Here is a 24019-nt window from a genome sequence, read left to right on the forward strand (position 1 = left end):
GCGGCCCTCCATCGTCATCCCCGCCAAGGGGGCGACATCATCTCGGAATCAGGGGGCGAGTAATTCTCGGAACAGGGGGGCGGCATCATTTCGGAATGAGGGGGCGGTTTCCCTCGGAATCAGCACTGATCGGTATCGGAACAGCCCTGATGTCCGATCATGCTCCACAGCAACGGCACTCGGAAACGGCGCGTCACGATCGCCAGCATGAGGATGTTGACGTCGGTCGAGCCGATCTTCCAGTTGGTCCGATCGAGTACCAGGCATTTCTTGCGGGACAGATTGAGCATGCTCACCACGAGCAGCGCCAGCCGATCCGATTCCAGTTGAACGTGCTGGAAAAAGCGCTGCAGTCGGCGATAGCCCGAAGCGTGCGTTGCTTGCCCGGGCAAATGACAGGCCAGATGTGTCAGGTTCACTGTCCGCGATTGCGCAAGCGCCATCACAAGCACCGCCAATGTTTCAAGCCGGCTCTTGCCCAGCCTGAACTGGCGGCATAACGTCTTCATCAGGGCGGCATGACAAGCTGTGAACATCGTAGATCCTCTTGGTCGAGAATCTTCAGTTCAAGCACATCATGCCGCCCTTCGACACTCTGTCGTGTACGGTGATCGGCAATGTATGATACCTCGTAAGACATTGATAAAGTAAACATAAGATACACTATCGGGCTTCGGCTTTGTAAGCGCTGGATAGAAGTGATACCCTTGGGCGTCCTTAGCGGAGCTCGATGGCATGGTCCTCCTGGCAGTTCGGGAGGACGCGCTTATGACGGTGGTGGTGATGAGCCATAGCGAGCTTTCGCGGTTTGACACATTGATGCGCGTGGAGCGCAGCGCGCTTCAACAGCCTGCTTGTCGCGATTGCATTTGGAGGCGTGTTCTTCGTGCTGAATAGGCGTTATCCAGCGCGCAAGTGTTTCATTATGACTCGAGCTTTTTTCGAGGGGCGTCCGAAACCGGTTGTCCTTCAAAGCCGAATCGGCGTCAATATTCTGTCGTGCCTTTGCCGGTGATCGGCTCTGCGCGGCGAAGAACATCTCGAGCCGCTAATCGAGGGCTTGCGTAAGGACCCTTTGAGAGACCCGGAGGGAATGGAAATTCCGGCCGTCCTTCTCGCGTCTATTGTTTCAAGTCCGCGCAAGGCTTTCATCTCTGGATGATACAAAGGCGTGCGACTACGGCGGGCGCTAGTAGCAAGCATATTAACATGTCATAGCGATACAGGTATAGCGACGCGTTGATGCTCTCAGGAGAGGTGCGTGCGCCTTACACGCTACACGGACTATTCGCTCAGGGTGCTGATCCACCTGGCGCTGAACGATGAGCGGCTATGCTCGATCGGCGAGATGTCGCGCACCTACGATGTATCTCATAACCACCTCATGAAGGTCGTCAACGCGCTTGCCCATGACGGTTTTATCAGGACGGTGCGCGGCCGCGGCGGCGGCATGCAGCTTGCTCGTGCGCCCGAAACAATCACTGTGGGCGACGTCGTTCGCCGGACCGAGGAAGGCTTCCAGTTGGCTGATTGCTCTGGCTGCGCACTCTCGCCGGCCTGTGGACTGACCGGTGTCCTCGCTAAAGGCATGCAGGCGATGATGGCCGTGTTCGATTCCTACACGATCGCCGATCTGCTGATCGACAAAGATGCGATGCGCCGGCTGATGAACCGCGAGTCCCCTATCGGCATCGGAACTGTCTGAAGGAAGGGCGCCGTCGAAGCCGCCCGTCAGGCGGCCAATCGGATATCGAGCCGTTCCCATATTTCAGCCAGTGCAGCGGTCAGTGCTTGCATCATCTCGAGGTTATGGGTCGGTCCGGGCGTGAACCGCAGCCGCTCGGTGCCACGGGGAACCGTCGGAAAATTGATTGGCTGCACGTAGATTCCATATTCAGCGAGCAGGATGTCGCTGATCTGCTTTGTCTTGACCGGGTCGCCAACCATAAGAGGCACGATATGGGTCGTCGACGGCATGACAGGCAGCCGCGCATCTGCGAGCAGCTGCTTGAGCATGGCGGCCGCGGCCTGCTGCCCCTCCCGTTCTGCGCTCGATGACTTAAGGTGCCGGACGCTGGCCAGTGCGCCGGCCACCAGCACGGGTGAGAGCGATGTCGTGAAGATGAAGCCCGGCGCATAGCTGCGGATCACATCGATGATGCTGCGATCCGCTGCAATGTAGCCGCCCATGACGCCGATCGCTTTCGCCAGCGTACCTTCGATCACAGTGAGCCGCCGGGCAGCATCATCCCGATCGGAAATCCCACCGCCGCGAGGACCATACATTCCCACGGCATGAACCTCGTCGAGATAGGTGAGCGCGTCGTATTTCTCGGCAAGGTCGCAAATTGCATGGATGGGTGCGACATCGCCATCCATAGAGTAGACGCTCTCGAAGGCGATCAGCTTGGGAAGCGAGGGGGCCGTTTCGGCAAGCAGTTCTTTAAGATGCTCAAGGTCGTTGTGCCGCCAGACCTTCTTTTCGCACCCCGAAGAGTGAATGCCCGCGATCATGCTCGCATGATTGAGCGCATCGGAGAAGATCACACAGCCCGGTAGGACCTTTGCGAGCGTGGAGAGCGTCGCCTCGTTCGATATATAGCCGGACGTGAAAAGCAATGCGCCTTCCTTGCCGTGGAGGTCGGCGAGCTCGGTTTCGAGATCGATATGATAGTGCGTGTTTCCACCGATATTGCGCGTACCGCCAGAACCCGCGCCGACGTCATGGAGCGCCTCTTCCATGGCCGCAATTACCTTGGGATGTTGGCCCATCGAGAGATAGTCATTGGAACACCAGACGGTGATCGGCTTGGGACCATTGTGGCCAGCAAAGCAGCGCGCATCGGGAAAGGAGCCTTTGTTACGCAGGATGTCGATAAAGACGCGGTATCGTCCTTCACCATGGAGCTTGGCCAGTGCCGCATCAAACATCGTCTGATAGCGACTTGGACACTGTCGCTGCGGTGTTTCGGCTATCGGTGCGACAGTGCTTTGTGGTGTCATGGACCAACATCCCCAAAAACCCATCCTGTGCTACACAGGAAAACATGCATCTAGAATGCAGCATAGCGATGCTGCTCGCCATACTCAAGGTGGCTGCAGTTGTGCCTCGGCGTTGAGATATGAAGCGCTCGGATAGGGCCTCGCAGCGTGCTCATATAAACGAGCGGGTGAGTCGCGTTTGATCAATTCTCATCGACGATGCGGTCAAGTGCGAGTGCTCCGACTTTCCTGTCTTTCAGATGGACTTCAACAGTCCAGAACAGGTGGCCTTGATAATAGTCGTGGACGGTGATCGAGGCGGAGTAGAGGCAGCGCGCAATCTCGGGCTCGTGGCGATCCCCGGTGCAACGCGCGCCTGCTTTTTCGAGGATGGCGAGGGCCGTCCAGAAAGACGAACCAAGAGGTATTGCCCGCGAAAGTGTCGCTCTCGCATGGTCCAGTTTGTTGTCCCATTGGTAGTCGTCTTCGAGTGCCGAGAAAAGTAATCCTGGATCCTGAGGCCCCTTTGCGTGAAGCGCTGGAGAAATGGAAAAAGCGGCGAGCACAATCAGCGTTCTGAAGATCATACGATTCCTTTAGGGCGGTAATCAGATCGCAAAACCGCAATATATTGTGGGCTGAGTTCAGCAATATTGTACTGAATCGGCCGAATTATCCGGGACGGCCATCGAGACGAGGCGTCCAATATATGCGCGAACCCCATACCACCCATGGCACGAAGGCGATGAGCCATCCGGCCGCGGCGATGGATTGCCAGGCGAGCCAGTCTTGCGCGAGCTCTGCGCCAATCCGGATGATGCAAACGATTTGCACCGCCGCAAAAGCATAGGCGGCAATCGGCGGCAGGATGAGCGGGCGTGCCGAATGCCCTTGGGTGACACGCGTCACCATCGCGATGAGAATGCTGCCGAAGAACCCGACAAACAATGCATGCGCCGGAGCCTTGCCCAGCGTGAGCTGCCCGCTGATCGCAAACACACTGTTCTGAGCCGTGGAGAGCGCGAAAGCGATCGGTAGCCACGCCAGCCCGATGAACAGGACGAGCAGTAGTGGGGGCATGTGCCGGCCCGGCCACCAGCGAACGAATAGAAGCAACGTCAGCAGGAATAGCGGCAGATCCGATATCCAGAGCCAGCGTAACGGCAGGGCCAGTTGAAGTGCGAAGAGTACCCAACCCGCCATGAGAGCCCATGACGGGCGCCAAGGTTCATAGCCCTCGATGGCACTCGCCGCAAAAAACGGGATCATCCTATGCGCCACGGTAAAGAACACCGGAACCAATAGCCCGAACGTCCCGATCCTGACGGCCGCGTCGGCCAATGCCTCGTTCGCCGTTGTCAAATAGGCGATCCAGAACACGAGCCCGATCGCGCCGAGGCACATGGCACCCAGGCATCCTTGCGCATGCCATGTCTTCCCGGCGTCGCGCACGGCCAGCCGCGCGAGAGGAACGAGGCCGATGCACCAGCCGGCCAGCGTCGCAAGTGCGCCGGCAACCATGCCTGCATGCCAGCCGAGCGCCCCGGCGAGTGTCAGCAGTTGGCCGATCAGCAGACCAGCTCCAACGGGCCATGCTTTGCGCCGGTCGAGATCCGGTTCGCCGATCCAGCGCGGAAAGACCGTCAGCAGGAATCCGAAGAAAAAGCTGGGCAGCACCTGGTACTGCATCAGGAATGCATGGACGCGGCCCGCGTAGAAGGCTGGCTGCGGCATCGCGAAACAGCCCCACCGCACCGCGGATAGCCAGGTAGCCCACCATGCCATCGCCAGCAATAGGTTGAGCCCGCCGACGAAGAACATCAGCCGGTGCGGGGCGCGGCCGAGGTTCGATAGGGATAGCGACGATGGCATGGAACCTCCTTGCCCGCGCCTCTGATCAAAGAGGGCGGTCCTCATCGTTCAGGATGCGCTCTGCGGCACCTGCGACATCCTCATATTGTCCACTTTTGAAGGCCCAGAAGAACAGGCCGAGTCCGATACCCCCCAACGTCAGCGAGATCGGAATCAGGTACCACAGGACATTCATTTCGGGCGACCCGCGCCAAACCGTCCCACAGCTCCGGCGCGCAGTCGCAGAGCATTGGCAACGACGAAAATCGAAGACCCTGACATCGCCAGCGCAGCCAGCAGAGGTGTCACGTACCCTGCTATCGCGATCGGCAGCGCGACCAGATTGTACAGAGCCGCGAATGCAAAATTCTGCCGGATCAGACAGTCGGCCGCACGCGCGGTTTCGATGGCGTAAGGGACACTCCCGAGATCGGAATGAAGAAAAACGAAATCTGCCGCCTGGCGCCCGACGTCCGCGGCATTTCCTGGAGCCATGGAGACATGCGCTGCGACGAGGGCTGGCGCATCGTTCAGTCCGTCGCCGACCATCAATACCTTGCGGCCCGCTCGTGCCAGCCCATCCAGATAGGTTGTCTTCTCTGCAGGCAGCAACGCAGCGCGGGCCTGTGAAATGACGAGATCGGCCGCAACCATAGCGACCGCCTCCGGGGTGTCTCCCGACATGATCTCGACATCGTAGCCGCGAGCGCGCAACTCCGCGAGCGCAGTCGCCGTCCCCGGCCGCAGCGTATCGGTAAAAGTAAACGCTTCTGCGAGGACCCCATTGCAGCCGAGCACGGTCCCTGCCACGTCGCCGGGGCCGTTCCTGCCGAGGGCCCACTCGGCTCGGCCAAGTCGCCACACGTCCTCCCCGATCCGGGCTTCAAGGCCAAGCCCTGCATGCTCGACGATGCTGTCGAAGGCTATCGCCATAGGCGAAGCCGCCGCCGCGAGGGCCTTGGCATAGGGGTGATTTGAATTCTTGCCCATTTGCGAGGCAATGGTCAGATAGCTGGACTGAGTGCCGGGGTCTTGGCGCAAACGAGGCTGGCCCAGCGTCAATGTCCCGGTCTTGTCGAAGATGACCGTATCGATCTCGGCAAGCCGCTCCATGGCGGCGCCATCCTTGACCAGTATCCCGCGCTCGAAAAGCGCTCGCGCAGCGACAATCTGGACCATCGGTACGGCGAGCCCGAGCGCGCACGGACATGTGATGATCAGCACCGCGACCGCGATCGTGAGCGAGCGGTGCCAGTCGCCGGTAGCCAGCATCCAGCCGAGGAAGCTCAGCACGGCGGCACTATGCACGATCGGAACGTAAAGCCGCGCCGCACGGTCCGCGATGCGCCGGAATTGGGCACGTCCACCTTCGGCAGCCTCCATGAGCCGGACCATCTCCGCCAGGAAACTCTCCTGCGGCGTGGTCGTGGCGCAGATCGTCAGCGGTCCTGTCAGATTGAGCGTCCCCGCACGAAGTCGGCTACCCGGCAGGATCTGTTCCGGCCGGCTTTCTCCGGTCGCGATCGCAGCATCGATATCCGAACGTCCATCGAGCACAACTGCGTCGACCGGGATGCGATCGCCCGGCCGCACAAGAATGGTCATGCCGGGCCCGATATCTTCGGCGGCGAGATAGGTCAGGCTCCCATCAGCCGTGACCACCGTCGCCCCATAACTCGTCAGTCGACGAAGTCCCTTCACGGCGGCGCGGGCTTTCTCGCGCATCATATAGTCGAAGGTTCGGCCGATCAGCAGAAAGAACAGCAGCGTCACTGCCGCGTCGAAATACGCATAGGGCTGACGATGGATCGTATCGTAGAGACTCATTGCGAACGCCAGGAGAACGCCGATCGAGATCGGCACATCCATATTGGTCTGCCCGTTTCGCAAAGCCTGCCAGGCCGACTGAAAGAACACCTGGCCGGAATAGGCGAGCGTCGGAAGCGCGATCGCGGCCGACAGCCAGTGGAACAGGTCCCGGGTCTCGCCTGCAGCGCCGGACCAGACCGAGACCGAAAGCCCCATGATGTTCATCGAGGCGAAGCCGGCAACCGCGAGAGCCCGGACGAGATGCCCGAAACGTGGATCTTTCGCATCGGTTTGCGGCTCGTGAATATGGGCCTCGTAGCCGAGTCCAGAGAGCGTTTCGCCAAGCGGTGGCGGCCCCTCGTTCTCTTGCCAATCCACCGTAACGCGCCGGGTCGAAAGATTGACGCGGGCCCGCGTCACCCCGGGGAGACGGCTCAGCGCATCCTCGATCTTACGAATGCACCCGCCACAACTGATACCCGGGACCGACAGGTCTGTATGGCGCAATCCGCTATCGATCTGCCGGCTCGCCAGCAAAAGTTCTTCGCCCGATATTCCAGGGAGGGCGGACGCGATTGTCACGCCTTCACCGCACCGCACGGTAGGCATGCCATGTGGCATGACCTAACCACGGGAATACGATAATCAGGCCGGCGAACCCGGTTGCGACCGACAGGATAAAGAGCAGCAGCACCAGGAGACCCCAGACCAGCATGGTCGCAAGGTTGTTCCAGACGAGCGCCCAGCTCGTGCCCATGGCCGTTAGCGCATCGACCCGCTTGTCGAGCATCATGGGAATGGAAAAGGCCGAAATTGCGAAAGAGAATGCGGCAAAGAGCCCGCCGACAAGCGATCCCACGACCAGCATCGCGATCCCGCTGGTAGTCGTGAACAGCATTAGCGTGATATGATCGAGACCCGGAAATGGGCGGATGCCGAAGAACAGCGCGTAGATGATGACCGCCGCGCGCATCCAAAGCAGCATGATCCCGCAGAGCAGCGCGCCGGTGAAGAGAACCTGGCCGCCTGCGCGTGCATGGGGCAGTAGCATGTGACGCAGCGAAACCGGCTCGCCGAGCTCGAGCGCACGGCTCTTGTCGTAGAGCCCGATGGCCAGCGCTGGGGCGAACACCAGGAATCCCGCGATCGCCGGGAACAGTGCGAAATCCCACGCCAGGCCCACCAGTCCCGCGACGATTCCCGCTGAAAGCAGGAAGACGAACAGGCCATAAAGCAGGCTCGGCCCCGGATGGGTGACAAGATCGCGCCATCCATCCCGCAGCCAGACGAAGACGTCTCCTGGCGTCAGGTCGCGGACATAGCGCCGTTCGGTCGGAAGCGGCGGAACGACAGGCGGGATCGTGGTCATCTTCTTCTCCCGATCATCTCAGCAAGACGACTTGGCGGCACCGAACACGCCTGCGGCCTTAACCGTCCCGTCGCTCTTGGCATGGTCAACGCATCTGGGCTGCGACGTGGAAGCGACATAGACCAGATGAGCGTTCGCGAGCAGGACCACGCCTAGCGCCGCGACCGCCAGTGCGAGGTAGAACTTGCGCGAACGCGGAAGCCTCATGGCTTGCGGCCCTGGTCGAGCAGATAAGTGGTCAGGATCTTGCGGTCGACTGGACTGAGGCGATGTTCCCACGCCGGCATCTCGCCCTGCCTACCATTGTAGATTGTCGTGTAGATCGTTTCGATGTCACCGCCGAAGAGCCACGTCCGATCGGTCAGATCGGGTGCGCCGACTTGTGGATTGCCGCGGCCCTGATCCCCATGGCAGGCTACGCAATTCGTGGCGAAGACTTCGCGTCCCTTCGTCACCGATGCCGCCTTGCCTTTTGCCCAGGCAGGATCCGACAAGGTCTTCACATAATCGGCAACCGCCAGTACGGCGTCGTTGTCGAGAATGCCGTCCTTGCCGAATGAAAGCATCTGACTGACGCGGGTCTCCTTGCTTGCAGGACTATTGACCCCCACCGCGATCGTGTGCGCAATCGCGTCCGGCGTGCCGCCCCACAGCCAGTCACGATCCGTGAGATCAGGAAATCCCCCGTTTCCCTTCGCGTTCATGCCATGGCAGGCCGCACAATTGTCGCCGAACAGACGGTGCCCGTCCTCTCGCACAAGTGTCATCAGTGCAGGATCAGCCCTGATCTGATCATAATTCATCGTCGCAACCTGCCTGGTCCAGGCAGAGCGTGCATCGCGGGCCTCAGCGACGCGCGTGGCGACGATATCCTTCTGGTCGCTCCCGAGCAGGCCTCGTGTGTAGGTCTTGCCCAGAGGCCAGGCGGGCATTAGTACCCAGTAACCGAGCGAGAAGAGTGCGGTAACGATCAGGAAGAACCACACCGCCTTTGGCACCGGTGTGTTGAGCTCCTTGATCCCGTTCCACTCATGGCCCGTCGTCATGTGCCCGCTATGGGGATCGCGCTCGCTTACCGCCACGGCTTGTCCTCGTCTTCGATGATGTCGCGTGCGGCCTTGTCGAACCGACCCTTGTTCGCAGGCCAGCATGCGTAGAGCAGAGCCACGCCCGCCATCGCGACCAGGTAGAACAACCCGAACGATTTGGAGAAACCAACCAGCGCTTGATGTCCGATATCCATACGGGGCCTACTTCTTCGGGGTTGCCGGCGTCGGCTGCGCGGCATCGCTCAGCTTGCCCAGGACCTGGAGATAGGCGACCAGCGCATCCATCTCCGAAATCGTGCCGTTGTCGCCATCGAACGAGCGGATCTGGGTTGCACTGCCGTAACGCTTCACAAGAGCCGCCGTATCGTCGTCAGGTGATGCTTGAGCCACCGCGTCCGCCGGCGCGTTCGCGATCATGTCATCGGTATAGGGGACTCCGACGTCCCGGAGCGCACGCAGATCATCGCCCAGATACTTGGTTTGCAACTCGCGCTCACGCAGCCAGCTGTAACGCGGCATGATAGACTGCGGCACGACATCGCGCGGATTGTTGAGGTGCGCGGTATGCCATTGATCCGAATATTTCCCGCCGATCCGCGCGAGATCGGGGCCCGTGCGCTTGGACCCCCAAAGCATCGGATGATCGTATTTGGACTCGACCGCGAGCGAATAGGGACCATAGCGCTCCACCTCGTCCTGGAGCGTGCGCACCATTTGCGAATGACAGGCGTAGCAGCCTTCACGAATATATATATTGCGGCCAGCGAGCTCGAGCGGTGTGTAGACGCGCATCTTGGGATCACTCTCGACCGTCTCGTCGATCGTGAAGAGCGGTGCGATCTCGATCAGCCCGCCAATGCTCGCGACGATCATGATCGCGACGGCCAGCACGACCGATTTGCGTTCGATGCGGTAATGGGTTCCGAACATCGGCGCTTATTCCGCAGGCTGGAGGCTGGCGGGCAGGGGAGTGTCGCCTGACGTCGCTGGCGCGCCGGACGGGCGGCGGATTGTCATCCAGATGTTGTAGCAGCCGACGAGGGCGCCGATCAGGAAAAGCAGCCCACCTATTGCTCTGGCCACGTAATAGGGATGCATGGCCACCATGCTATCGAGGAATGAATATGTAAGCGTGCCACTATCATTATAGGTGCGCCACATCAGGCCCTGGATGATGCCCGAGTTCCACATCGCGAAAACGTAAATGAGCGTTCCAGACAGCGCGAGCCAGAAATGGACCTCGACGAGTGCGGGAGAATACATGCGCTCGCGCTTCCACAGCCAGGGGACGACTGCATAGATCGAGCCGAACGTAATAAGCGCGACCCAGCCCATGGCGCCGGCGTGGACGTGTCCGATCGTCCAGTCGGTGTAGTGCGATAGCGCATTGACCGAGCGGATCGCCATGAACGAACCCTCGAATGTCGAGAGCCCATAGAAGATCGCGGCCATCATCATGAAGCGCAGCGTCGCGTCGTCGCGCACTTTGTCCCAGGCGCCGTTGAGCGTCAAAAGCGCATTCGCGGCCGCGATCCATGACGGCACCAGCAGCATGACCGAAAAGGTCATCCCCAGCGTCTGCACCCATTGCGGCAAGGCGGTGTAGTGGAGATGGTGCGAACCCGCCCACATGTAGAAAAAGGTGATACCCCAAAAACCGATGATCGACATCCGATACGAGTAGATCGGCCGCTCGGCACGCTTGGGCAGATAGTAGTACATCATGCCCAGGAAGCCGGCGGTCAGGAAGAAGGCGACGGCATTGTGGCCGTACCACCACTGGGTCATCGCGTCCTGGACGCCCGAGAACAGCGAATAGCTCTTGGCGCCGCCGAACGAGGCCGGGACCGCGAGATTGTTCACGACATGGAGGATCGCCACGACGAGGATGAACGCCAGATAGTACCAGTTGGCGACATAGATATGCGGTTCCTTCCGCCTCGCGAGCGTGCGTAGATAGAGCACGAGGTAAGTCACCCAGACGATGACCAGCCAGATGTCGGCATACCATTCGGGCTCGGCATATTCCTTCGATTGGGTAATGCCCAAGAAGTAGCCGGAAACGGCCAGCAGGCAGAAAAGGTTGTACCCGATGAGCACGAACCAGGGGCTGAATTGATCGGGCATGCGCGCGCGCGAGGTACGCTGCATCACGTGAAAAGACGTCGCAATCAGAGCATTGCCGCCGAACCCGAATATGACCCCTGTGGTGTGCGCAGGCCGCAAACGTCCGAAACTTGACCAGGCGCTATCAAACGTGAAATCGGGGAATGCCAACAGCCACGCGACCCAATCGCCAATGAACATGCCGAACACGGCCCAGCACATGGCAAGAACAATGCCCGCCTTACTGGGGTCGTCGTAGTAGCTTTGTAGACGGGTCGGGGCAGGTTCAGGGTCATAGAAGCCCTTGAGCACGAAGCAAAGAACGACGAGGCTGAAGCCCATCACGAGAAAACCATGCGTTTCCATGGGATCTGCGCGGCTCGCGCCGGCTGCAGCCATCGCCAGTCCGACGAAAGCCAGGATTACGAGTATCGCCATGCTCCACTGGCGCTCGTTTACAGTCAGCCCTGATACCACGCTCCGAGTCCCTCCCTCCGGCAGGTGGCGTACTCGTAGCATTAAAGAGGTATTGTTCATACCTCTATTGTTGGCGGCAGTTACCATTGCGCTGCGCTCGATCTGCGTCGCATGGCGGAAACACCAATGAGGGTCCGGGCTGGCTGGCGCGCCTGCCATTGGCAGTCCAGGACAGCGCGTAGCGCAAGCGGCCCTTGGCCGCGCCGATGCCCTAGAGAACGTCGCGAGAGCGCAGCCTTCCGATATTGAGATTGGCGGGCGTGCGATCGACCATGGCCTGCGCTCCAGCTCCGCAGGGAACAGGTTGGACAAGCGCCGCGAGAAGCAGCATAGCGGAGCCTCTCCGAAGACGATCCTTCATTGCTATGCACAACGCGCGAATTGGCTGTACCGAAATTGATCGCGATCTCGGGCCGACTCCATGACCAGATCGACACTATTCGATCGGAATTACCGATCACAAAAGCGCATTTAATCGACTTCGCTGCAGAGTCCGGGTCAGCTATAACGCTTCGGTCGAAAGCAAAACAGAGGATGGATGATGTCTGAAGATACCCCCAACCGCAGTAAGTGTCCGGTCACCCACCTGACCACAGCATTTGGCGCGCCGGTCGTGGATAACCAGAATTCGCTGACCGCGGGCCCCCGCGGGCCGCTGCTAATGCAGGACGTCTGGCTGCTCGAAAAGCTCGCGAATCTAAACCGCGAGATCATTCCCGAACGACGCATGCACGCCAAGGGCTCGGGCGCGTTCGGCACGTTCACTGTGACGGGAGACATCACCCGCTACACCCGCGCCAGGATCTTCAGCGAAGTCGGCAAGAAGACCGACATGTTCGCGCGCTTCACCACGGTGGCGGGCGAACGCGGCGCCGCCGATGCCGAGCGCGACATTCGCGGCTTCGCGCTGAAGTTTTACACCGAAGAAGGCAACTGGGACATGGTCGGCAACAACACGCCGGTCTTCTTCCTGCGCGATTCGCGCAAGTTCCCCGATCTCAACAAGGCGGTGAAGCGCGATCCGCGCACCAACATGCGTTCGGCGACGAACAACTGGGACTTCTGGACGCTGTTGCCCGAAGCGCTGCACCAGGTGACGATCGTGATGTCCGATCGCGGCATTCCCAAGTCCTATCGCCACATGCACGGCTTCGGCTCGCACACTTACAGCTTCTATAACGACGCGGGCGAGCGGTATTGGGTGAAGTTCCACTTCAAGACCCAGCAGGGCATCGAAAACCTGACCGATGACGAAGCGGGCAAGCTGGTCGGCGGCGATCGCGAAAGCCACCAGCGCGACCTTTACGAAGCGATCGAGCGCGGCGATTTTCCCAAGTGGAAGATGTACATCCAGGTCATGCCCGAGCTGGAGGCCGAGACTTATCCCGTCCACCCGTTCGACCTGACCAAGGTGTGGTACAAGTCCGATTACCCGCTGATCGAGGTGGGAGAGTTCGAACTGAACCGCAACCCGGAGAACTTCTTCCAGGATGTCGAGCAGAGCGCGTTCGCGCCGTCGAACCTGGTGCCCGGTATCGGCGTGTCGCCCGACAAGATGCTGCAATCGCGCCTGTTCGCCTATTCGGACGCGCAGCGTTACCGGCTGGGAGTGAACCACCACCAGATTCCGGTGAACGCGCCGCGTTGCCCGGTCTATTCGAACCACCGCGACGGGCAGGGCCGGATGGACGGCAATTATGGCGGGCTGCCGCATTATCAGCCGAACAGCTTTGGCCAGTGGGTCGATCAGCCCGAATTTCGCGAACCGCCGCTGAAGATCGACGGCAACGCCGACTTCTGGAATTTCCGCGAGGATGACGATGATTATTTCACCCAGCCGCGCAAGCTCTTCCAGCTGATGAGCCCGGCGCAGCAGCAGGTCTTGTTCGATAACACGGCCAGCGCGATGGGTGATGCGCCGGATTTCATCAAGCAGCGCCATATAGACAACTGCACGCGCTGCGACCCGGCTTATGGCGCGGGCGTGGCCAAGGCTCTGGACATGATGGCGAAGCCCCCGGCGGAACTTTCGTCCAAGCCCGAGCTCGCCGACTGACGGTGAGGGGCGCAGGCTCCCCCGCCCGGTGCGGGGGAGCCGATCGTGATGCGATAGCGCCGCGAAGGGCTTCCTCGACGATATCAAGCAGTCGACGGAGGATAAGAGCGTGCTATTTCGGATGGAAGGCGCCGCAGCATGATCGTCACCAGCGGGAGGCGGCGAAGGCGCCAGCGAGGCCGAGTACCCCGCCTGCCTTGCAACGCCGCCTCTCGGTACGGCTACGACCTAATCCGGATCGGCAATTTCGAAATTACCAGGGTTGGCCGGGCACCACTTTAGGTTCTCTACGGCCAGCCAGTAACACCGCAAAGCCGGCGACCCCGGCGAACAGAGAACCGAGCAAAACGCCGATCTTTGCCTCTGTCTGAAGCAATGCGTCACCCGGATAGGCGAGGGGCGTGATAAAGAAGCTCATCGTGAAACCGATGCCGCAGAGCAGGGCGATTCCCAACAGCTGACTCGGCCGTGCGTGCGACGGCATCTTTGCAAGTTTGAGCCGGATCGCCAACAGCGCAAAGCCGAACACACCAACCGTCTTGCCTCCTAACAAACCTAAGCCAACGCCGAGGGTCACCGGCGCTGCAAACGCTGCAGCAGGAAGCCCTAGGATTGGCACTCCAGCGTTGGCGAACCCGAAGATCGGCAGGATCAGGAAGCTGACCGGCCGATGCAACAGGTGCTCTAGCCGGTGGAGCGGGCTATGGATTTCGTCTTCAAGGGTGCCCGGGCTGGTCCGCAACGGGATAATCAGCGCCAGGACGATGCCCGCGATTGTCGCATGAATGCCCGAGCGCAGCACGAAGAACCACAGCACCAGACCGAGGAGAAGATAAGGTGTCAGCCGCACCACACGGAAGCGGTTCATCGCGTAGAGTGCGCAAGTGATGGTCGCGGCACCCAGCAGATAGGAGAGGTTTAGTTCGGCGGTGTAGAACACAGCGATGATCATCACGGCGGCGAGATCGTCGAGGATTGCCAGCGCGGAGAGGAATATCCGGAGTGATGCCGGCACCCTTTTACTGAGCAGCGACAGCACGCCGAGTGCGAAGGCGATGTCGGTCGCTGCCGGGATCGCCCACCCGCGAGCGGTCGCCCCGCTATTGAATCCGAGGAAGATCAGAGCGGGCACCGTCATGCCGCCAGCGGCTGCGATGCCGGGTAGGATGCGCCGCGACCAGGTCGAAAGCTGCCCGTCTAGCATCTCGCGCTTTATCTCGAGCCCGACCAGCAGGAAGAAAATCGCCATAAGGCCGTCATTGACCCAATGCTTGACCGATAGCGGGCCGAGATGACTACGCAGGATTTGCTCGTAGCCACTGTGTAACGACGAGTTGGCGACGAGCAGCGTGAGCAGGGCAGTCGCCAGCAGGATGAGACCGGCGGAGGATTGATGGGTTAGGAATTGGCGCAACGCGCTAGGGCTGACGAAATTCTTGAGGGCCAAGGTTTACTCCGGGTGCAATTGCTCATCGTTGGCGGCCCGACCAGCGTATTAACCTGCCATGCACTCTCAACGAGCGCGGCACCCGCTACTCCTATCGCATTGCGAACGCCGCTCGACAACCGTGATCGGCGCTATGCAATGGCCTAATGTCCGCGAACTGTCGGGTTTTTGGAACCCAAACGGCGGTCCCCGAAAATCGCGTGTCGCCAACGCAACCCTATTCGACCGGCATGCCGGCAATCGGCAACCCGCGCTCATGCGCGACAAAGCTGCCGGGCTCTAATCGCTGCGGGTCGTGTTCAACGCTCTTCGGCTACTCGTTTATCGCGAACGGTCGGCGCATTTCCAAACAGGCTCTACGATATCTGAAAGAGCGCGTCTCAGACCGACAAAGGTGCAAAGGGCGCCGTCACAGATTTGGAGCATTGTGCTTTCCAGTAGGGTGCCTTCCGTAAGGCAATGACATTGGGCGATGGACTGATCCTCATGCACGACATACTTTGAGAAAAATTCCTGTCTTCCAATTTTCTCAACATTCAACAGGTGACAATCGGATTTGCGGATCATGCCCGGGCCGCCGTCGAAGGCTGGCATAGCCCCAGCCGACCGCCACGATCAGGGGCAGGACGCCGGCGAACATGAAGATAAGATCGCCCGGCATGCGCAGCCATTCCAGCAGACGCGGCAGCGGTGCGCCCGTAAAGTTCAGTTCACGCGCATACCAATAACCATTCTCGATCACGGCATGCAATTGAAGCAGGCCGCCCGGCAATAGGCTGAGCAGGATCATCAGCGCGAGGCCGATATTCAATCCCCAGAAGGCAATGGCGATCAATCTTGAGATTTTGGACCAAACCTCTTCCTCGATCGCTTCGCGCAGGACGAACACCATGAGGGCGATGCCGAGCATGCCAAACACGCCCATCAGTGCGGCATGGCCATGGTTGGGCGTCAGGATCGTCCCCACTTCATAGTAACTCACGATCGGCGTGTTGATGAGAAAGCCGAACACGCCGGCGCCAAGAAAATTCCAGAAACCGACCGCCATGATGAACATGAAGGTCCAGCGATGGCGTTCAACGACGGAATCCTGTCCTTTCGTCGTACGGACGAATGACCAGGCATCGAGCGTGATCATCGTCAAGGGCACCACTTCAAGCGCCGAGAAGACGGCCGAGAGCGCCATGTTGGCTTCGGTCTGGCCGGTCCAGTACCAATGGTGGCCAGTGCCGATCAGGCCGCCACCGAAATAGAGAATGGCGTCGAGATAAATGGTCCGCAGCGCCGTCAGACGATGCACGAGCCCCATCTTGTAAAACAGGATCGCGACGATGACGGTGACGAAGAATTCAAAAAAGCCCTCAACCCACAGATGAATGATCCAGAAGCGCCAGGCATCGACGATCGTGAAATTGGTTTCGGACCCGAAGAACAGCGCCGGCAGGTAGAACATCGGAATGGCGAAGCCGGCCAGCAGGAAGAAGCGGGCGAGCGACTTGTGCTCGGGGTCGCGCAGCGCGGGCGCCACCGCCCGCCACAAGAGAACGAACCAGATGCACAGCCCGACGATCAGCAGCAATTGCCAGAACCGGCCGAGTTCGAGATACTCCCAACCCTGGTTGCCGAACCAGAACCACGAAAGCGGCAGCCATTGCAGGATTCCCGCCCATTCGCCCAGCATGCTGCCCACGATGACGATCGCGAAGGCGACGAACAGCACGTGAATGGCGAGACGCTGCCGCGGCGGCGTCTTTCCACCGAGCAGTTCCGCGACGAACAGCGCACCCGCAACGAAGCTGGTGGCGATCCAGAACAGCGCCGATTGCAGGTGCCAGGTCCGCATCAGGTTGCTGGGAAACCAGGAGGCGAGGTCAAAACCGTAGAAATCCCCTGGATCCGCCCGGTAATGCGCGATCGCCGCGCCGAAGAAGACTTGGCCGAGCAGAAGAAGGGCGGCCACGCCCATATATTTGACCGTGGCGCGCTGTGCGTCGCTGATGACCCAGTTTTGCATGGACGCAGGTGTTCCGTGCCAGCCCAGATAGTCGAACCGGCCGAAGGCAAGCAGCGCCAGCGCCGTGCCGCCGAGCAAGGCGATAAAGCTGAGCGCGCTCCAGATCAGCGCCGCGCCGGTCGGGCGATTGCCCGCAAGCGGATCATAGGGGAAATTGTTGGTATAGGAGTGACCGGTTCCTGGCCGCTCGGCGACTGAGCCCCAGGCCGCCCAGCCGAAAAAAGCGGTCAACTGGCGAAGCTCGCTCTTGTCGGTGATGAGGCTGGGAGCCAGACCGCCGTTGCGTTCCGGATGCTCGAAATAGCTGGCCCAGCGGCTCTGCTGCTGATCGAAGGCGGTGACGCCGGCAGGGAGCAGGGTGAGGGTGGCCGTTGCTGGATCGTAACGGTTGACGCGCAGTTGCAGCGCCACCTCACCATCGATGGCGGCACGATCGGCCAGGGTTAGTGCTACATAGGCTTTGCCGAAGCGGGTCTCGGCGCGTTCCTCCGCGACGGCGAGTGCCCAGGCATGAAGATAGGATGCGCTGAAATCCGGCCCGAGATAGCCGCCATGCCCCCAGATGGAGCCGTTGTTCATCAGGCCGTATTTGAGGAACACCTGCTGGCCGGCGCGGATATCGGCTCCAGTGAAAACGACTTGTTCGCGTGAGTCCACGACATGTTCGGGGACAGGTGGGGCGTTCGTATAGGTCTTCACCATAAGCAGGCCGAGCACGCCAAAGCCCAGTACCATGGTGAAAATCACGGCCCGGCGCCACCAATGCGACAGGTCTTCGACAGGCTCCGTTCTTGTCATCGCTGGCATGCCCTCCCTGCCGTGTGCTCAGTTGGCTCGGTTCACTGTGCGAACAGGATCGTCAGCAACAAGGATGCGTCCTCAATGCCTCTCAGCCGGTGGCTTGCGCCGCCATCCAGGTAAATCCAGTCGCCGGCGGAAAGCTCGCATTCGGTGTCAGCGATACCAAGCGTGATCCGGCCTTCCAGACAATGGAGCGTGATGTCCCCGGTGACTTCGTGCGCTGGTATTTCCCTGCCGGAAGGGATGACAAGACGGATCGCCTCGAAGCTCTTTGTCTTGACGATTGCGGTCGTTTGCTGGCTCGGAAAATCTTTGCCGAATGGCCGCAAGTCCACGATCTCACCTGCCTGGGCGTGGCGCTGTGCCATAGGCCGCATCCTTTCACCGTCTTTTCAGAAATTTGGCTCATCGAGGATATTGAATCAACCAAAACATTGGTTGGGTCAGCCATAACGATTATTGTTCAATACTGGGCGCCGCGGCCAATCTCGACCGTTTGTCGTGTCTCAAAGGCAGGTTCGGCCGTGTATCGCGGTCGATTAATCGACACTCCTATTTTGTATGATGTTGGCAGATTATTTGCCGCTCGGTTCACCTCGTGCGCCATGATCCGATTTTGTGCGCTGCTACGGACGCATTGCTTCTGACAGCGCCAGGGATTGACGCCTGTTCGTCGTGCCGCTGTTCGTGGAGACCTATTTCGGCGATCAGTTATTGTGTTGCGCGACAGCGTTTCTATGGCTTCGGACTGACCTGTGGCTCAGGTCTCAGAATCCGCGCGGGTAGCGGCGATGGTGGACTCGGCGCCCATGCGCGTCCGACCCGCAGTGAAACGTTTTTCGGTCGCGGTAGGCGTCTCATCAGCGGAGCAACCCTCGAATTCGGAATGCGCGGAACCAATGCGTCATGCGCTACCTCTCATGTTTGTAGACGATGACCGCCCGCGAACCGATGTCCGGTCGTCGGCTCCAGATCTCGAAAGCCTCGATGCCCGGTAGTGTGCGAGGCAATGCATCAAGGACCTGCTGCCAGTTCTCATGTTTCTCGCTGATCATGATCGTCCGCTCGCCATCCACGGAATCGATGGTCAACATGACGATAAAAATCGTTGAAGCGCTATAAGGCAGGCATGCGACCGAAACCTGACGGACGGCGCTCCATGGTTCGGACCAGTGCATTGCACGATTGCCGAGCACGACGGTGTCATGAGCAACATCAATGATTTCGATTGGCATTCTCTCAGGCTTGGCCATTCCCATCTTTAATCCTTTAGCGAAGGGAATAGTCGTTCCCTAAGCGCGGCTGCATCGGCCTGCCGTTCCTCGACGGTCTTGTCATCGATGGCATCGATCGCGCTTTGTAGATGGACCGCAACGGTGCCGCGTTCGTTAACCTGGTCAAGAAGAGCCAACGCCTTCTTCATCAGCGACAAGGCTTCTCCGCGTCCCTTTGCTTTTGCATATTGCCTGCCGTCTACCTTCGCGCTTGTAGCTATAATCGTAGCAGGCTGGCATCAACATGTCTGAATTAGATCCATATTGGCTGCATAACCAAGAATGGAGTGCGCACAGATCGCTCATCCGGGTCGCAATCAGCTAGTCGTTCACCAGATTGTAGGCGATTCCGATCCGGCGCGGCGCGCTCGCGCGTTTTCCCAATGTATGCTCGATGAATTTTCGCGCCGCTACCTCGTTGGAGAAGGAAACAGTGATGCTCGAATGCGTGCGGCCGATGCGTCCCCAACGGAGCGCGACGATGACATGCCCAAATAGATCCTGTGACGCGTATATATGATACGCCCGTGCTATGTTGCGCTCGGCATCGACCGCCTCAAGGGCACAGCACCAATCGACGAGTTGGGTTGGCGGCTCGAACATGGGAGGAACGTGCCAATGGGATTGCGGCCCGTCCAATTGATAAGCTGAATCAGTTTTGTCGCACTGATTCAGATTTTGAAGCTAGCATGAGGCATTCTCATGTTCGCCGACGATGTCGCTTCGCTCAGAGGAGACCATGACTGCCGGCTGCAGCACCCATGATCGTCGCGACCGAGAGGAGAAGGACGATCCGGTGCAGTCTCTCCATCCGCACGAAATCGCGGGTGGGATGGACCGCGCCAGCGGTGCGATGATGGTGCGCCAGAGGCTCGATGACGAAGAGCATGAGCGCGAAAATCGCCCATAGACATACCATGGCGTGCATCCACCAGAAGCGGGGATCGACAAAGCGACCCCACATCTGGCTACGATAGACCATCCACAGACCGCTCGCCCCGGCGATCAGAACCCAGATCCGGGCTTGAGGGGCGAAATGCTCCTCAAAGCGCCGGAACACTGCCAATCTCTCGGCGGGTGGATAGCCGCGACGGGTGGACGGCATCACCACAAGCGTGACGAACGCGACCCCTCCGATCCAAACAACGATCGAGAGGACGTGCAGTGCGCGTGCCAGTGCGTCGCCCATCGCGCTAGCGTCAGGCCGCCAGTAATTCGTCGGCAGGGCCGAAGAACTCATAGTGGATGCGATCGGACGGCACACCCGCCAGCGACAGGGTCGAGACCGCGTGGCGCAGAAACGGTCGCGGCCCGCAAATATAATAATGGGCGTCGGCAACCGACGTGTTGGCGACCAGCCACTCGTCGGAAATGATTCCGGCGACGTCATAGTCGCGGCCCGCAACCTCGTCGGCGAGCGGTGTCTGGTGGAAGTCGATCACCTGGATCGCCTTGGCGCCGGTCGCTAGCGTGCGCACATGATCCCGCATCGCGTGCGTCAGCTTGTCGTGGGTGCCGTGGATATACTGAACAGGGATGCCGGCATCCTCGTTGGCGAGGGCTTCGAGCATAGCGACCATCGGCGTGAGGCCGACACCTCCCGAGAGCAGCACGACGGGTCGTTCGTCATGATCGTCGAGAAAGAATTCGCCAGCCGGGGCGGCCACCTTCAGGACTGTGCCCACTTTGACGTCCCGGTGGATCCATCCTGAAGCCAGACCAAGCTCTTCGCGCTTGACCGAAATGCGATAGGTCTCGCCGTTGGGCGCAGCCGAAATCGAGTAGTTCCGCTTGACCGGCGGGTGGCCGGGGATCTCCAGCCAGAATGTCAAATATTGCCCGGGCTTATAGCCCATCACCGGTTGGCCATCGACCGGACGCAGGATGTACGAGTTGATCACGCTGCTCTCGCGAACCACAGCGTCGACGCGGAAGTCGCGCCAGCCATTCCAGCCTCCGCTCGCGCCCTTCTGTTCGCCATAGATGCGGCCTTCGCGCGCGATGAGGATATTGGCGAGGAACCAATAGGCCTCGCCCCAGGCCGCCAGGATTTCGTCGGTCGCAGCATCGCCGAGCACCGCCTTGATGGCCCCGAGGAGCGCCTCTGCGACATGCGGATAGTGCTCGGGCAGGATCTGGAGACCGACATGCTTTTGTGCGATCCTCTCGACAGCCGGTGCCAGCGCGCCAAGATTTTCGATGTTGCTAGCGTAAGCGAGGATCGCACCCGTCAACGCCCGCGGCTGCGACCCAGCATCGCCATGGTGCGACTGGTTGAACAGATCGCGGATCTCTGGGTTCTGAAACATGCGGGCATACATCTCATTGACGATATCCAGGCCATGGGCTTCCAGTGCGGGAACGGTCGCCTTGACGAGCGCGATCGTCTGTTCGCTGAGAGGTTGCGACATCATATTCTCCTGACTTTGAGGTTAAAAAACGGTGGTGCAATCCGAGGATCGACGATCAGACGTCTGGGCGATGATCGTAGAAATCGACCTGCATCTTCATCTGCCCGAGCGGGGTTACGAAATGCGGCTGTTGCGGAAGGACGAGCCCTGGCCTGTCCGGCGTCAGCACGATTTCCGAAGACGGATCGACATAGGTGAGCGTGAGCGCTCCTTCGATGACCCGGATCAGACCCCACACGCCCGCCTTGGTGTCATGCCGCGCGCGCAAGGCTGCCGGGAGCGTGTGCTCATCAAAGATCGGTGTGGATCGATAGGGACGGCTTTCACTCACGAAACTGTACCTCTGTGGTCTTGGTCGATGGCGCGGCCGGCCCGGCTTTGGGGCGCGGGACCGAGCTTGAAGAATATTGCGAGCTGGAGGCTCTCCGCGATGCGTGCTGCCTTTGATTGGAGCGCGACCGCGGCTGCAGGTTCCATCAGTTCGTCAGTGGTCTGCTGCCAAAGATCCAGCCAGCGATCGAAGAGGGCCGGGGTGATCCGATCTTTGTGCTTAAGATGTGCCGGGACAGGTTGACCCTTATAGCGTCCGGTCGTCAGCATCACCGATGACCAGAAATGGGCCAGCTTCTCTAGATGTTCGGGCCAATCATGCACTGCGTCGTTGAAGATCGGTCCCAACTCGACGTCTGCCCGGACGCGAGCGTAAAAGGCGTTCACCAAATGCGCGAGACTGCTCTCATTGATCGCTGAGGGACCGTTCACGACTCATCCTTCAATCATGCATTGCGAATACATCTATGATGAGCGTTTGAAAGATGCAACAGAAATGCATATAAAATCATCGGGTCGGTGAAGGCCCGACAGGAACGAGCATGAAGCTGACGCTGTTCACTGATTATTCGATGCGCGTGCTGCTCTATCTCGCGGCGCGACCGGATCGCCTGTGCTCGATTGCGGAAGTCGCCCGGGCTTATGGGATTTCACAGAACCACCTGATGAAGGTGGTCAACGATTTGGCTCGTTCGGGCTATATCGATAGCCTCAGGGGGCGCAGTGGCGGTATCCGTCTCGGTAAGCGCCCCGCCGAGATCAACATCGGCTCGCTCGTCCGACATACGGAAGGAGGCTTTGATCTGGTCGACTGTGACGGATGCATCGTCGCGCCGGCGTGCCGGTTGACCGGCATCCTCAAAGAGGCACTTCGCGCATTCCTTTCGGTGCTCGACCGCTATACGTTGGTCGATCTCGTTGCCAGCCCTCGCGATTTTGATCAGATTTTCGGGAAGCTCGAAGTGAAATCCTGATCTTTCTCTGCCAAGCTGGGGTTTGCCTGTCCGAGGCTTGGGGATGGAGCCTTTGAGGACAATTGCAACGTTCGAACTTAAACTCATCGGTCATTCACAACCAACTGTTGCTCTCCCTCGACGCTGAAATTTCCAATGATGAAATGAGCCGATGACCGAATCGATCGATGCAACAGCACGCCTGATCCCAGCCCTGGACGACGTCGCTTCAGATGTTGCGGATGCGACGCAGCGCACCAATAGGACCACGAGCGTATTGCATCAGAAGCTCGATGCCATAGCGCGGATCAGCAGCATTATCCGCGCCGTCGCGGGTCAATCCAAACTCCTCGCCCTCAACGCCTCGATCGAGGCCGCCCGCGCGGGTAATGAGGGGCGCGGCTTTGGGATTGTGGCGGTAGAGATGAAATCGCTTGCGGCGCAGGCCGAACAAGGTGCGGCGGAAATAGACTCCAGCCTGGCCGAGGCTGTTGCCGCGATAGCCGACAATGACGCTGCTATCGCGGCGCTCAGTGCCGCTGTCGAGCGCGGGGTGACTCTAGTCGGCAAGATCGTCGAATCGACGATGACCGCAGGTACCGACGACCAATAATTTTGGAGTTAAACCGCAAAACTATTCATTTGCCTGAGCGGGTCATCTTGCCCACGCTCAAACTCCAGTCGAGGAGAATCTGGTCCGGGGCCTGCCCGATAGGAGAGGACGCCTTACGCATGGGGCAGGTGCCGAAGAAACGAGCGCTGGGCAGCCCGTTTTCATGGTCCGGGGTTTTATGGACGCTTGCGATGGCGGCCGGCACCGCGGGCCTCGTTGCCCTGCAGAAGTCCCGCATTTTGAGCGAGGAGATGCTCATTCTGCTGGTCTTCGTCGCGGTGCCGGTGGCGGCATTCTGTCTCTCTGGCAAGGGGCAGGATCGCTCGGACGACCAGCCTGCCCCCAAGGACAAACGGTGCCAATAAGACGCGGCCGCGCACCGAGGGCCCTGATGGAGGCGCGGTCGCGCCCGCGAACTTTCCAACAGAATATTTGCGCCTTACCATCAATATTTTGATCTACGAGAAGGGCAAAAAG

General features: G+C 59.8%; 27 protein-coding genes. 5 read left to right on the plus strand and 22 right to left on the minus strand.

Translation table 11 applies throughout. The features are described from left to right. Positions 1 to 119: 119 nt before the first annotated feature. On the minus strand, positions 120 to 536 hold the full coding sequence (locus tag HHL26_RS19815) for a hypothetical protein (protein WP_169576629.1): 417 nt from the start codon (positions 534 to 536) through the stop codon (positions 120 to 122). 725 nt (positions 537 to 1261) lie between these two features. Here HHL26_RS19815 and HHL26_RS19820 point away from each other — a divergent pair. Next, positions 1262 to 1705 carry an Rrf2 family transcriptional regulator gene (locus tag HHL26_RS19820; protein ID WP_066564362.1) on the plus strand — a complete coding sequence of 148 codons (444 nt, stop codon included), beginning with the start codon at positions 1262 to 1264 and terminating at the stop codon, positions 1703 to 1705. 26 nt (positions 1706 to 1731) lie between these two features. Here HHL26_RS19820 and hemA read toward each other — a convergent pair whose 3' ends face one another. The 11 genes from hemA to ccoN form a co-directional block, all read right to left on the minus strand. Next, positions 1732 to 2931: a 5-aminolevulinate synthase gene (hemA, locus tag HHL26_RS19825; RefSeq protein WP_066564365.1), complete on the minus strand. Its 1200-nt coding sequence runs from the start codon at positions 2929 to 2931 to the stop codon at positions 1732 to 1734. 254 nt (positions 2932 to 3185) lie between these two features. After that, positions 3186 to 3569 (minus strand): hypothetical protein, encoded by a 384-nt coding sequence (locus HHL26_RS19830; RefSeq protein WP_169576630.1) that lies wholly within the window; start codon positions 3567 to 3569, stop codon positions 3186 to 3188. 85 nt (positions 3570 to 3654) lie between these two features. After that, a complete protein-coding gene (locus tag HHL26_RS19835; RefSeq protein WP_066564371.1) occupies positions 3655 to 4854 on the minus strand; it encodes an NnrS family protein in 1200 nt (399 codons plus the stop codon). A gap of 25 nt (positions 4855 to 4879) precedes the next feature. After that, a complete protein-coding gene (ccoS, locus tag HHL26_RS19840) occupies positions 4880 to 5029 on the minus strand; it encodes a cbb3-type cytochrome oxidase assembly protein CcoS (protein ID WP_066564372.1) in 150 nt (49 codons plus the stop codon). Then, on the minus strand, positions 5026 to 7224 hold the full coding sequence (locus tag HHL26_RS19845; protein ID WP_169576631.1) for a heavy metal translocating P-type ATPase: 2199 nt from the start codon (positions 7222 to 7224) through the stop codon (positions 5026 to 5028). The genes ccoS and HHL26_RS19845 overlap by 4 nt, the downstream gene beginning before the upstream one ends. 4 nt (positions 7225 to 7228) lie before the next feature. Continuing rightward, positions 7229 to 8011: a DUF2189 domain-containing protein gene (locus tag HHL26_RS19850; protein WP_066564374.1), complete on the minus strand. Its 783-nt coding sequence runs from the start codon at positions 8009 to 8011 to the stop codon at positions 7229 to 7231. A gap of 18 nt (positions 8012 to 8029) precedes the next feature. Next, positions 8030 to 8218, minus strand: a complete 189-nt coding sequence (locus tag HHL26_RS19855) for a hypothetical protein (RefSeq protein WP_066564376.1) — start codon at positions 8216 to 8218, stop codon at positions 8030 to 8032. Then, positions 8215 to 9057, minus strand: coding sequence for a cytochrome-c oxidase, cbb3-type subunit III (gene ccoP, locus HHL26_RS19860; protein ID WP_206377551.1), 843 nt, complete (start codon positions 9055 to 9057; stop codon positions 8215 to 8217). The genes HHL26_RS19855 and ccoP overlap by 4 nt, the downstream gene beginning before the upstream one ends. 26 nt (positions 9058 to 9083) lie before the next feature. Next, complete coding sequence (locus HHL26_RS19865) at positions 9084 to 9254, minus strand: cbb3-type cytochrome c oxidase subunit 3 (protein WP_066564381.1); 171 nt, start codon at positions 9252 to 9254, stop codon at positions 9084 to 9086. Between the two features lie 7 nt (positions 9255 to 9261). Beyond that, positions 9262 to 9990, minus strand: a complete 729-nt coding sequence (gene ccoO, locus HHL26_RS19870; RefSeq protein WP_066564383.1) for a cytochrome-c oxidase, cbb3-type subunit II — start codon at positions 9988 to 9990, stop codon at positions 9262 to 9264. Positions 9991 to 9996: 6 nt separating this feature from the next. Continuing rightward, entirely contained in the window at positions 9997 to 11604 is a 1608-nt protein-coding gene (ccoN, locus tag HHL26_RS19875) for a cytochrome-c oxidase, cbb3-type subunit I (RefSeq protein WP_082749232.1), read from the minus strand. A gap of 580 nt (positions 11605 to 12184) precedes the next feature. Between ccoN and HHL26_RS19880 the strand changes: the two genes are divergently transcribed. Further along, positions 12185 to 13699 (plus strand): catalase, encoded by a 1515-nt coding sequence (locus HHL26_RS19880; protein WP_066564758.1) that lies wholly within the window; start codon positions 12185 to 12187, stop codon positions 13697 to 13699. A 253-nt stretch (positions 13700 to 13952) separates the two neighbouring features. On the opposite strand, the gene nhaA is transcribed toward HHL26_RS19880, so the two are convergent. The 10 genes from nhaA to HHL26_RS19930 form a co-directional block, all read right to left on the minus strand. After that, positions 13953 to 15146, minus strand: a complete 1194-nt coding sequence (gene nhaA / locus HHL26_RS19885) for a Na+/H+ antiporter NhaA (protein ID WP_066564393.1) — start codon at positions 15144 to 15146, stop codon at positions 13953 to 13955. 529 nt (positions 15147 to 15675) lie between these two features. Continuing rightward, positions 15676 to 17958 carry a cbb3-type cytochrome c oxidase subunit I gene (locus HHL26_RS19890; protein ID WP_169576633.1) on the minus strand — a complete coding sequence of 761 codons (2283 nt, stop codon included), beginning with the start codon at positions 17956 to 17958 and terminating at the stop codon, positions 15676 to 15678. A 41-nt stretch (positions 17959 to 17999) separates the two neighbouring features. Beyond that, positions 18000 to 18329 carry a cupin domain-containing protein gene (locus HHL26_RS19895; protein WP_066564400.1) on the minus strand — a complete coding sequence of 110 codons (330 nt, stop codon included), beginning with the start codon at positions 18327 to 18329 and terminating at the stop codon, positions 18000 to 18002. A 543-nt stretch (positions 18330 to 18872) separates the two neighbouring features. Continuing rightward, positions 18873 to 19220 (minus strand): hypothetical protein, encoded by a 348-nt coding sequence (locus HHL26_RS19900; RefSeq protein WP_169576634.1) that lies wholly within the window; start codon positions 19218 to 19220, stop codon positions 18873 to 18875. A gap of 2 nt (positions 19221 to 19222) precedes the next feature. Beyond that, positions 19223 to 19393, minus strand: a complete 171-nt coding sequence (locus HHL26_RS19905; protein ID WP_158511799.1) for a hypothetical protein — start codon at positions 19391 to 19393, stop codon at positions 19223 to 19225. 163 nt (positions 19394 to 19556) lie between these two features. Beyond that, positions 19557 to 19838, minus strand: coding sequence for a WGR domain-containing protein (locus HHL26_RS19910; RefSeq protein ID WP_169576635.1), 282 nt, complete (start codon positions 19836 to 19838; stop codon positions 19557 to 19559). A 124-nt stretch (positions 19839 to 19962) separates the two neighbouring features. Continuing rightward, positions 19963 to 20424 carry a hypothetical protein gene (locus HHL26_RS19915; protein ID WP_169576636.1) on the minus strand — a complete coding sequence of 154 codons (462 nt, stop codon included), beginning with the start codon at positions 20422 to 20424 and terminating at the stop codon, positions 19963 to 19965. 10 nt (positions 20425 to 20434) lie between these two features. Continuing rightward, positions 20435 to 21646 (minus strand): NO-inducible flavohemoprotein, encoded by a 1212-nt coding sequence (gene hmpA / locus HHL26_RS19920; protein WP_066564760.1) that lies wholly within the window; start codon positions 21644 to 21646, stop codon positions 20435 to 20437. Positions 21647 to 21701: 55 nt separating this feature from the next. After that, on the minus strand, positions 21702 to 21977 hold the full coding sequence (locus HHL26_RS19925) for a DUF1971 domain-containing protein (RefSeq protein WP_066564414.1): 276 nt from the start codon (positions 21975 to 21977) through the stop codon (positions 21702 to 21704). Beyond that, positions 21974 to 22408, minus strand: coding sequence for a group III truncated hemoglobin (locus tag HHL26_RS19930; protein WP_169576637.1), 435 nt, complete (start codon positions 22406 to 22408; stop codon positions 21974 to 21976). The genes HHL26_RS19925 and HHL26_RS19930 overlap by 4 nt, the downstream gene beginning before the upstream one ends. Positions 22409 to 22518: 110 nt before the next feature. On the opposite strand from HHL26_RS19930, the gene HHL26_RS19935 reads away from it, so the two are divergent. The 3 genes from HHL26_RS19935 (at position 22519) to HHL26_RS19945 (ending at position 23907) form a co-directional block, all read left to right on the plus strand. Next, positions 22519 to 22950 carry an Rrf2 family transcriptional regulator gene (locus tag HHL26_RS19935; protein ID WP_169576638.1) on the plus strand — a complete coding sequence of 144 codons (432 nt, stop codon included), beginning with the start codon at positions 22519 to 22521 and terminating at the stop codon, positions 22948 to 22950. Between the two features lie 151 nt (positions 22951 to 23101). After that, the gene (locus HHL26_RS19940; RefSeq protein WP_169576639.1) at positions 23102 to 23542 is read left to right on the plus strand and encodes a methyl-accepting chemotaxis protein; all 441 of its coding nucleotides are present in this window, start codon (positions 23102 to 23104) and stop codon (positions 23540 to 23542) included. Between the two features lie 119 nt (positions 23543 to 23661). After that, a complete protein-coding gene (locus tag HHL26_RS19945; RefSeq protein ID WP_169576628.1) occupies positions 23662 to 23907 on the plus strand; it encodes a hypothetical protein in 246 nt (81 codons plus the stop codon). Positions 23908 to 24019: the final 112 nt, after the last annotated feature.

This window comes from Sphingobium sp. TB-6 (assembly GCF_012927365.1).
Classification (GTDB): domain Bacteria; phylum Pseudomonadota; class Alphaproteobacteria; order Sphingomonadales; family Sphingomonadaceae; genus Sphingobium.

What these genes read in the sequence shown, in the direction of transcription:
- HHL26_RS19815 (WP_169576629.1), bottom strand. Translation starts at nt 536, where the DNA reads ATGTTCACAGCTTGTCATGCCGCCCTGATGAAGACGTTATGCCGCCAG.
- hemA (WP_066564365.1), bottom strand. Translation starts at nt 2,931, where the DNA reads ATGTTTGATGCGGCACTGGCCAAGCTCCATGGTGAAGGACGATACCGC.
- HHL26_RS19830 (WP_169576630.1), bottom strand. Translation starts at nt 3,569, where the DNA reads ATGATCTTCAGAACGCTGATTGTGCTCGCCGCTTTTTCCATTTCTCCA.
- HHL26_RS19835 (WP_066564371.1), bottom strand. Translation starts at nt 4,854, where the DNA reads ATGCCATCGTCGCTATCCCTATCGAACCTCGGCCGCGCCCCGCACCGG.
- ccoS (WP_066564372.1), bottom strand. Translation starts at nt 5,029, where the DNA reads ATGAATGTCCTGTGGTACCTGATTCCGATCTCGCTGACGTTGGGGGGT.
- HHL26_RS19850 (WP_066564374.1), bottom strand. Translation starts at nt 8,011, where the DNA reads ATGACCACGATCCCGCCTGTCGTTCCGCCGCTTCCGACCGAACGGCGC.
- HHL26_RS19855 (WP_066564376.1), bottom strand. Translation starts at nt 8,218, where the DNA reads ATGAGGCTTCCGCGTTCGCGCAAGTTCTACCTCGCACTGGCGGTCGCG.
- ccoP (WP_206377551.1), bottom strand. Translation starts at nt 9,057, where the DNA reads ATGACGACGGGCCATGAGTGGAACGGGATCAAGGAGCTCAACACACCG.
- HHL26_RS19865 (WP_066564381.1), bottom strand. Translation starts at nt 9,254, where the DNA reads ATGGATATCGGACATCAAGCGCTGGTTGGTTTCTCCAAATCGTTCGGG.
- ccoO (WP_066564383.1), bottom strand. Translation starts at nt 9,990, where the DNA reads ATGTTCGGAACCCATTACCGCATCGAACGCAAATCGGTCGTGCTGGCC.
- ccoN (WP_082749232.1), bottom strand. Translation starts at nt 11,604, where the DNA reads ATGGCGATACTCGTAATCCTGGCTTTCGTCGGACTGGCGATGGCTGCA.
- HHL26_RS19880 (WP_066564758.1), top strand. Translation starts at nt 12,185, where the DNA reads ATGTCTGAAGATACCCCCAACCGCAGTAAGTGTCCGGTCACCCACCTG.
- HHL26_RS19890 (WP_169576633.1), bottom strand. Translation starts at nt 17,958, where the DNA reads ATGACAAGAACGGAGCCTGTCGAAGACCTGTCGCATTGGTGGCGCCGG.
- HHL26_RS19895 (WP_066564400.1), bottom strand. Translation starts at nt 18,329, where the DNA reads ATGGCACAGCGCCACGCCCAGGCAGGTGAGATCGTGGACTTGCGGCCA.
- HHL26_RS19900 (WP_169576634.1), bottom strand. Translation starts at nt 19,220, where the DNA reads ATGGGAATGGCCAAGCCTGAGAGAATGCCAATCGAAATCATTGATGTT.
- HHL26_RS19910 (WP_169576635.1), bottom strand. Translation starts at nt 19,838, where the DNA reads ATGTTCGAGCCGCCAACCCAACTCGTCGATTGGTGCTGTGCCCTTGAG.
- HHL26_RS19915 (WP_169576636.1), bottom strand. Translation starts at nt 20,424, where the DNA reads ATGGGCGACGCACTGGCACGCGCACTGCACGTCCTCTCGATCGTTGTT.
- hmpA (WP_066564760.1), bottom strand. Translation starts at nt 21,646, where the DNA reads ATGTCGCAACCTCTCAGCGAACAGACGATCGCGCTCGTCAAGGCGACC.
- HHL26_RS19935 (WP_169576638.1), top strand. Translation starts at nt 22,519, where the DNA reads ATGAAGCTGACGCTGTTCACTGATTATTCGATGCGCGTGCTGCTCTAT.
- HHL26_RS19940 (WP_169576639.1), top strand. Translation starts at nt 23,102, where the DNA reads ATGACCGAATCGATCGATGCAACAGCACGCCTGATCCCAGCCCTGGAC.
- HHL26_RS19945 (WP_169576628.1), top strand. Translation starts at nt 23,662, where the DNA reads ATGGGGCAGGTGCCGAAGAAACGAGCGCTGGGCAGCCCGTTTTCATGG.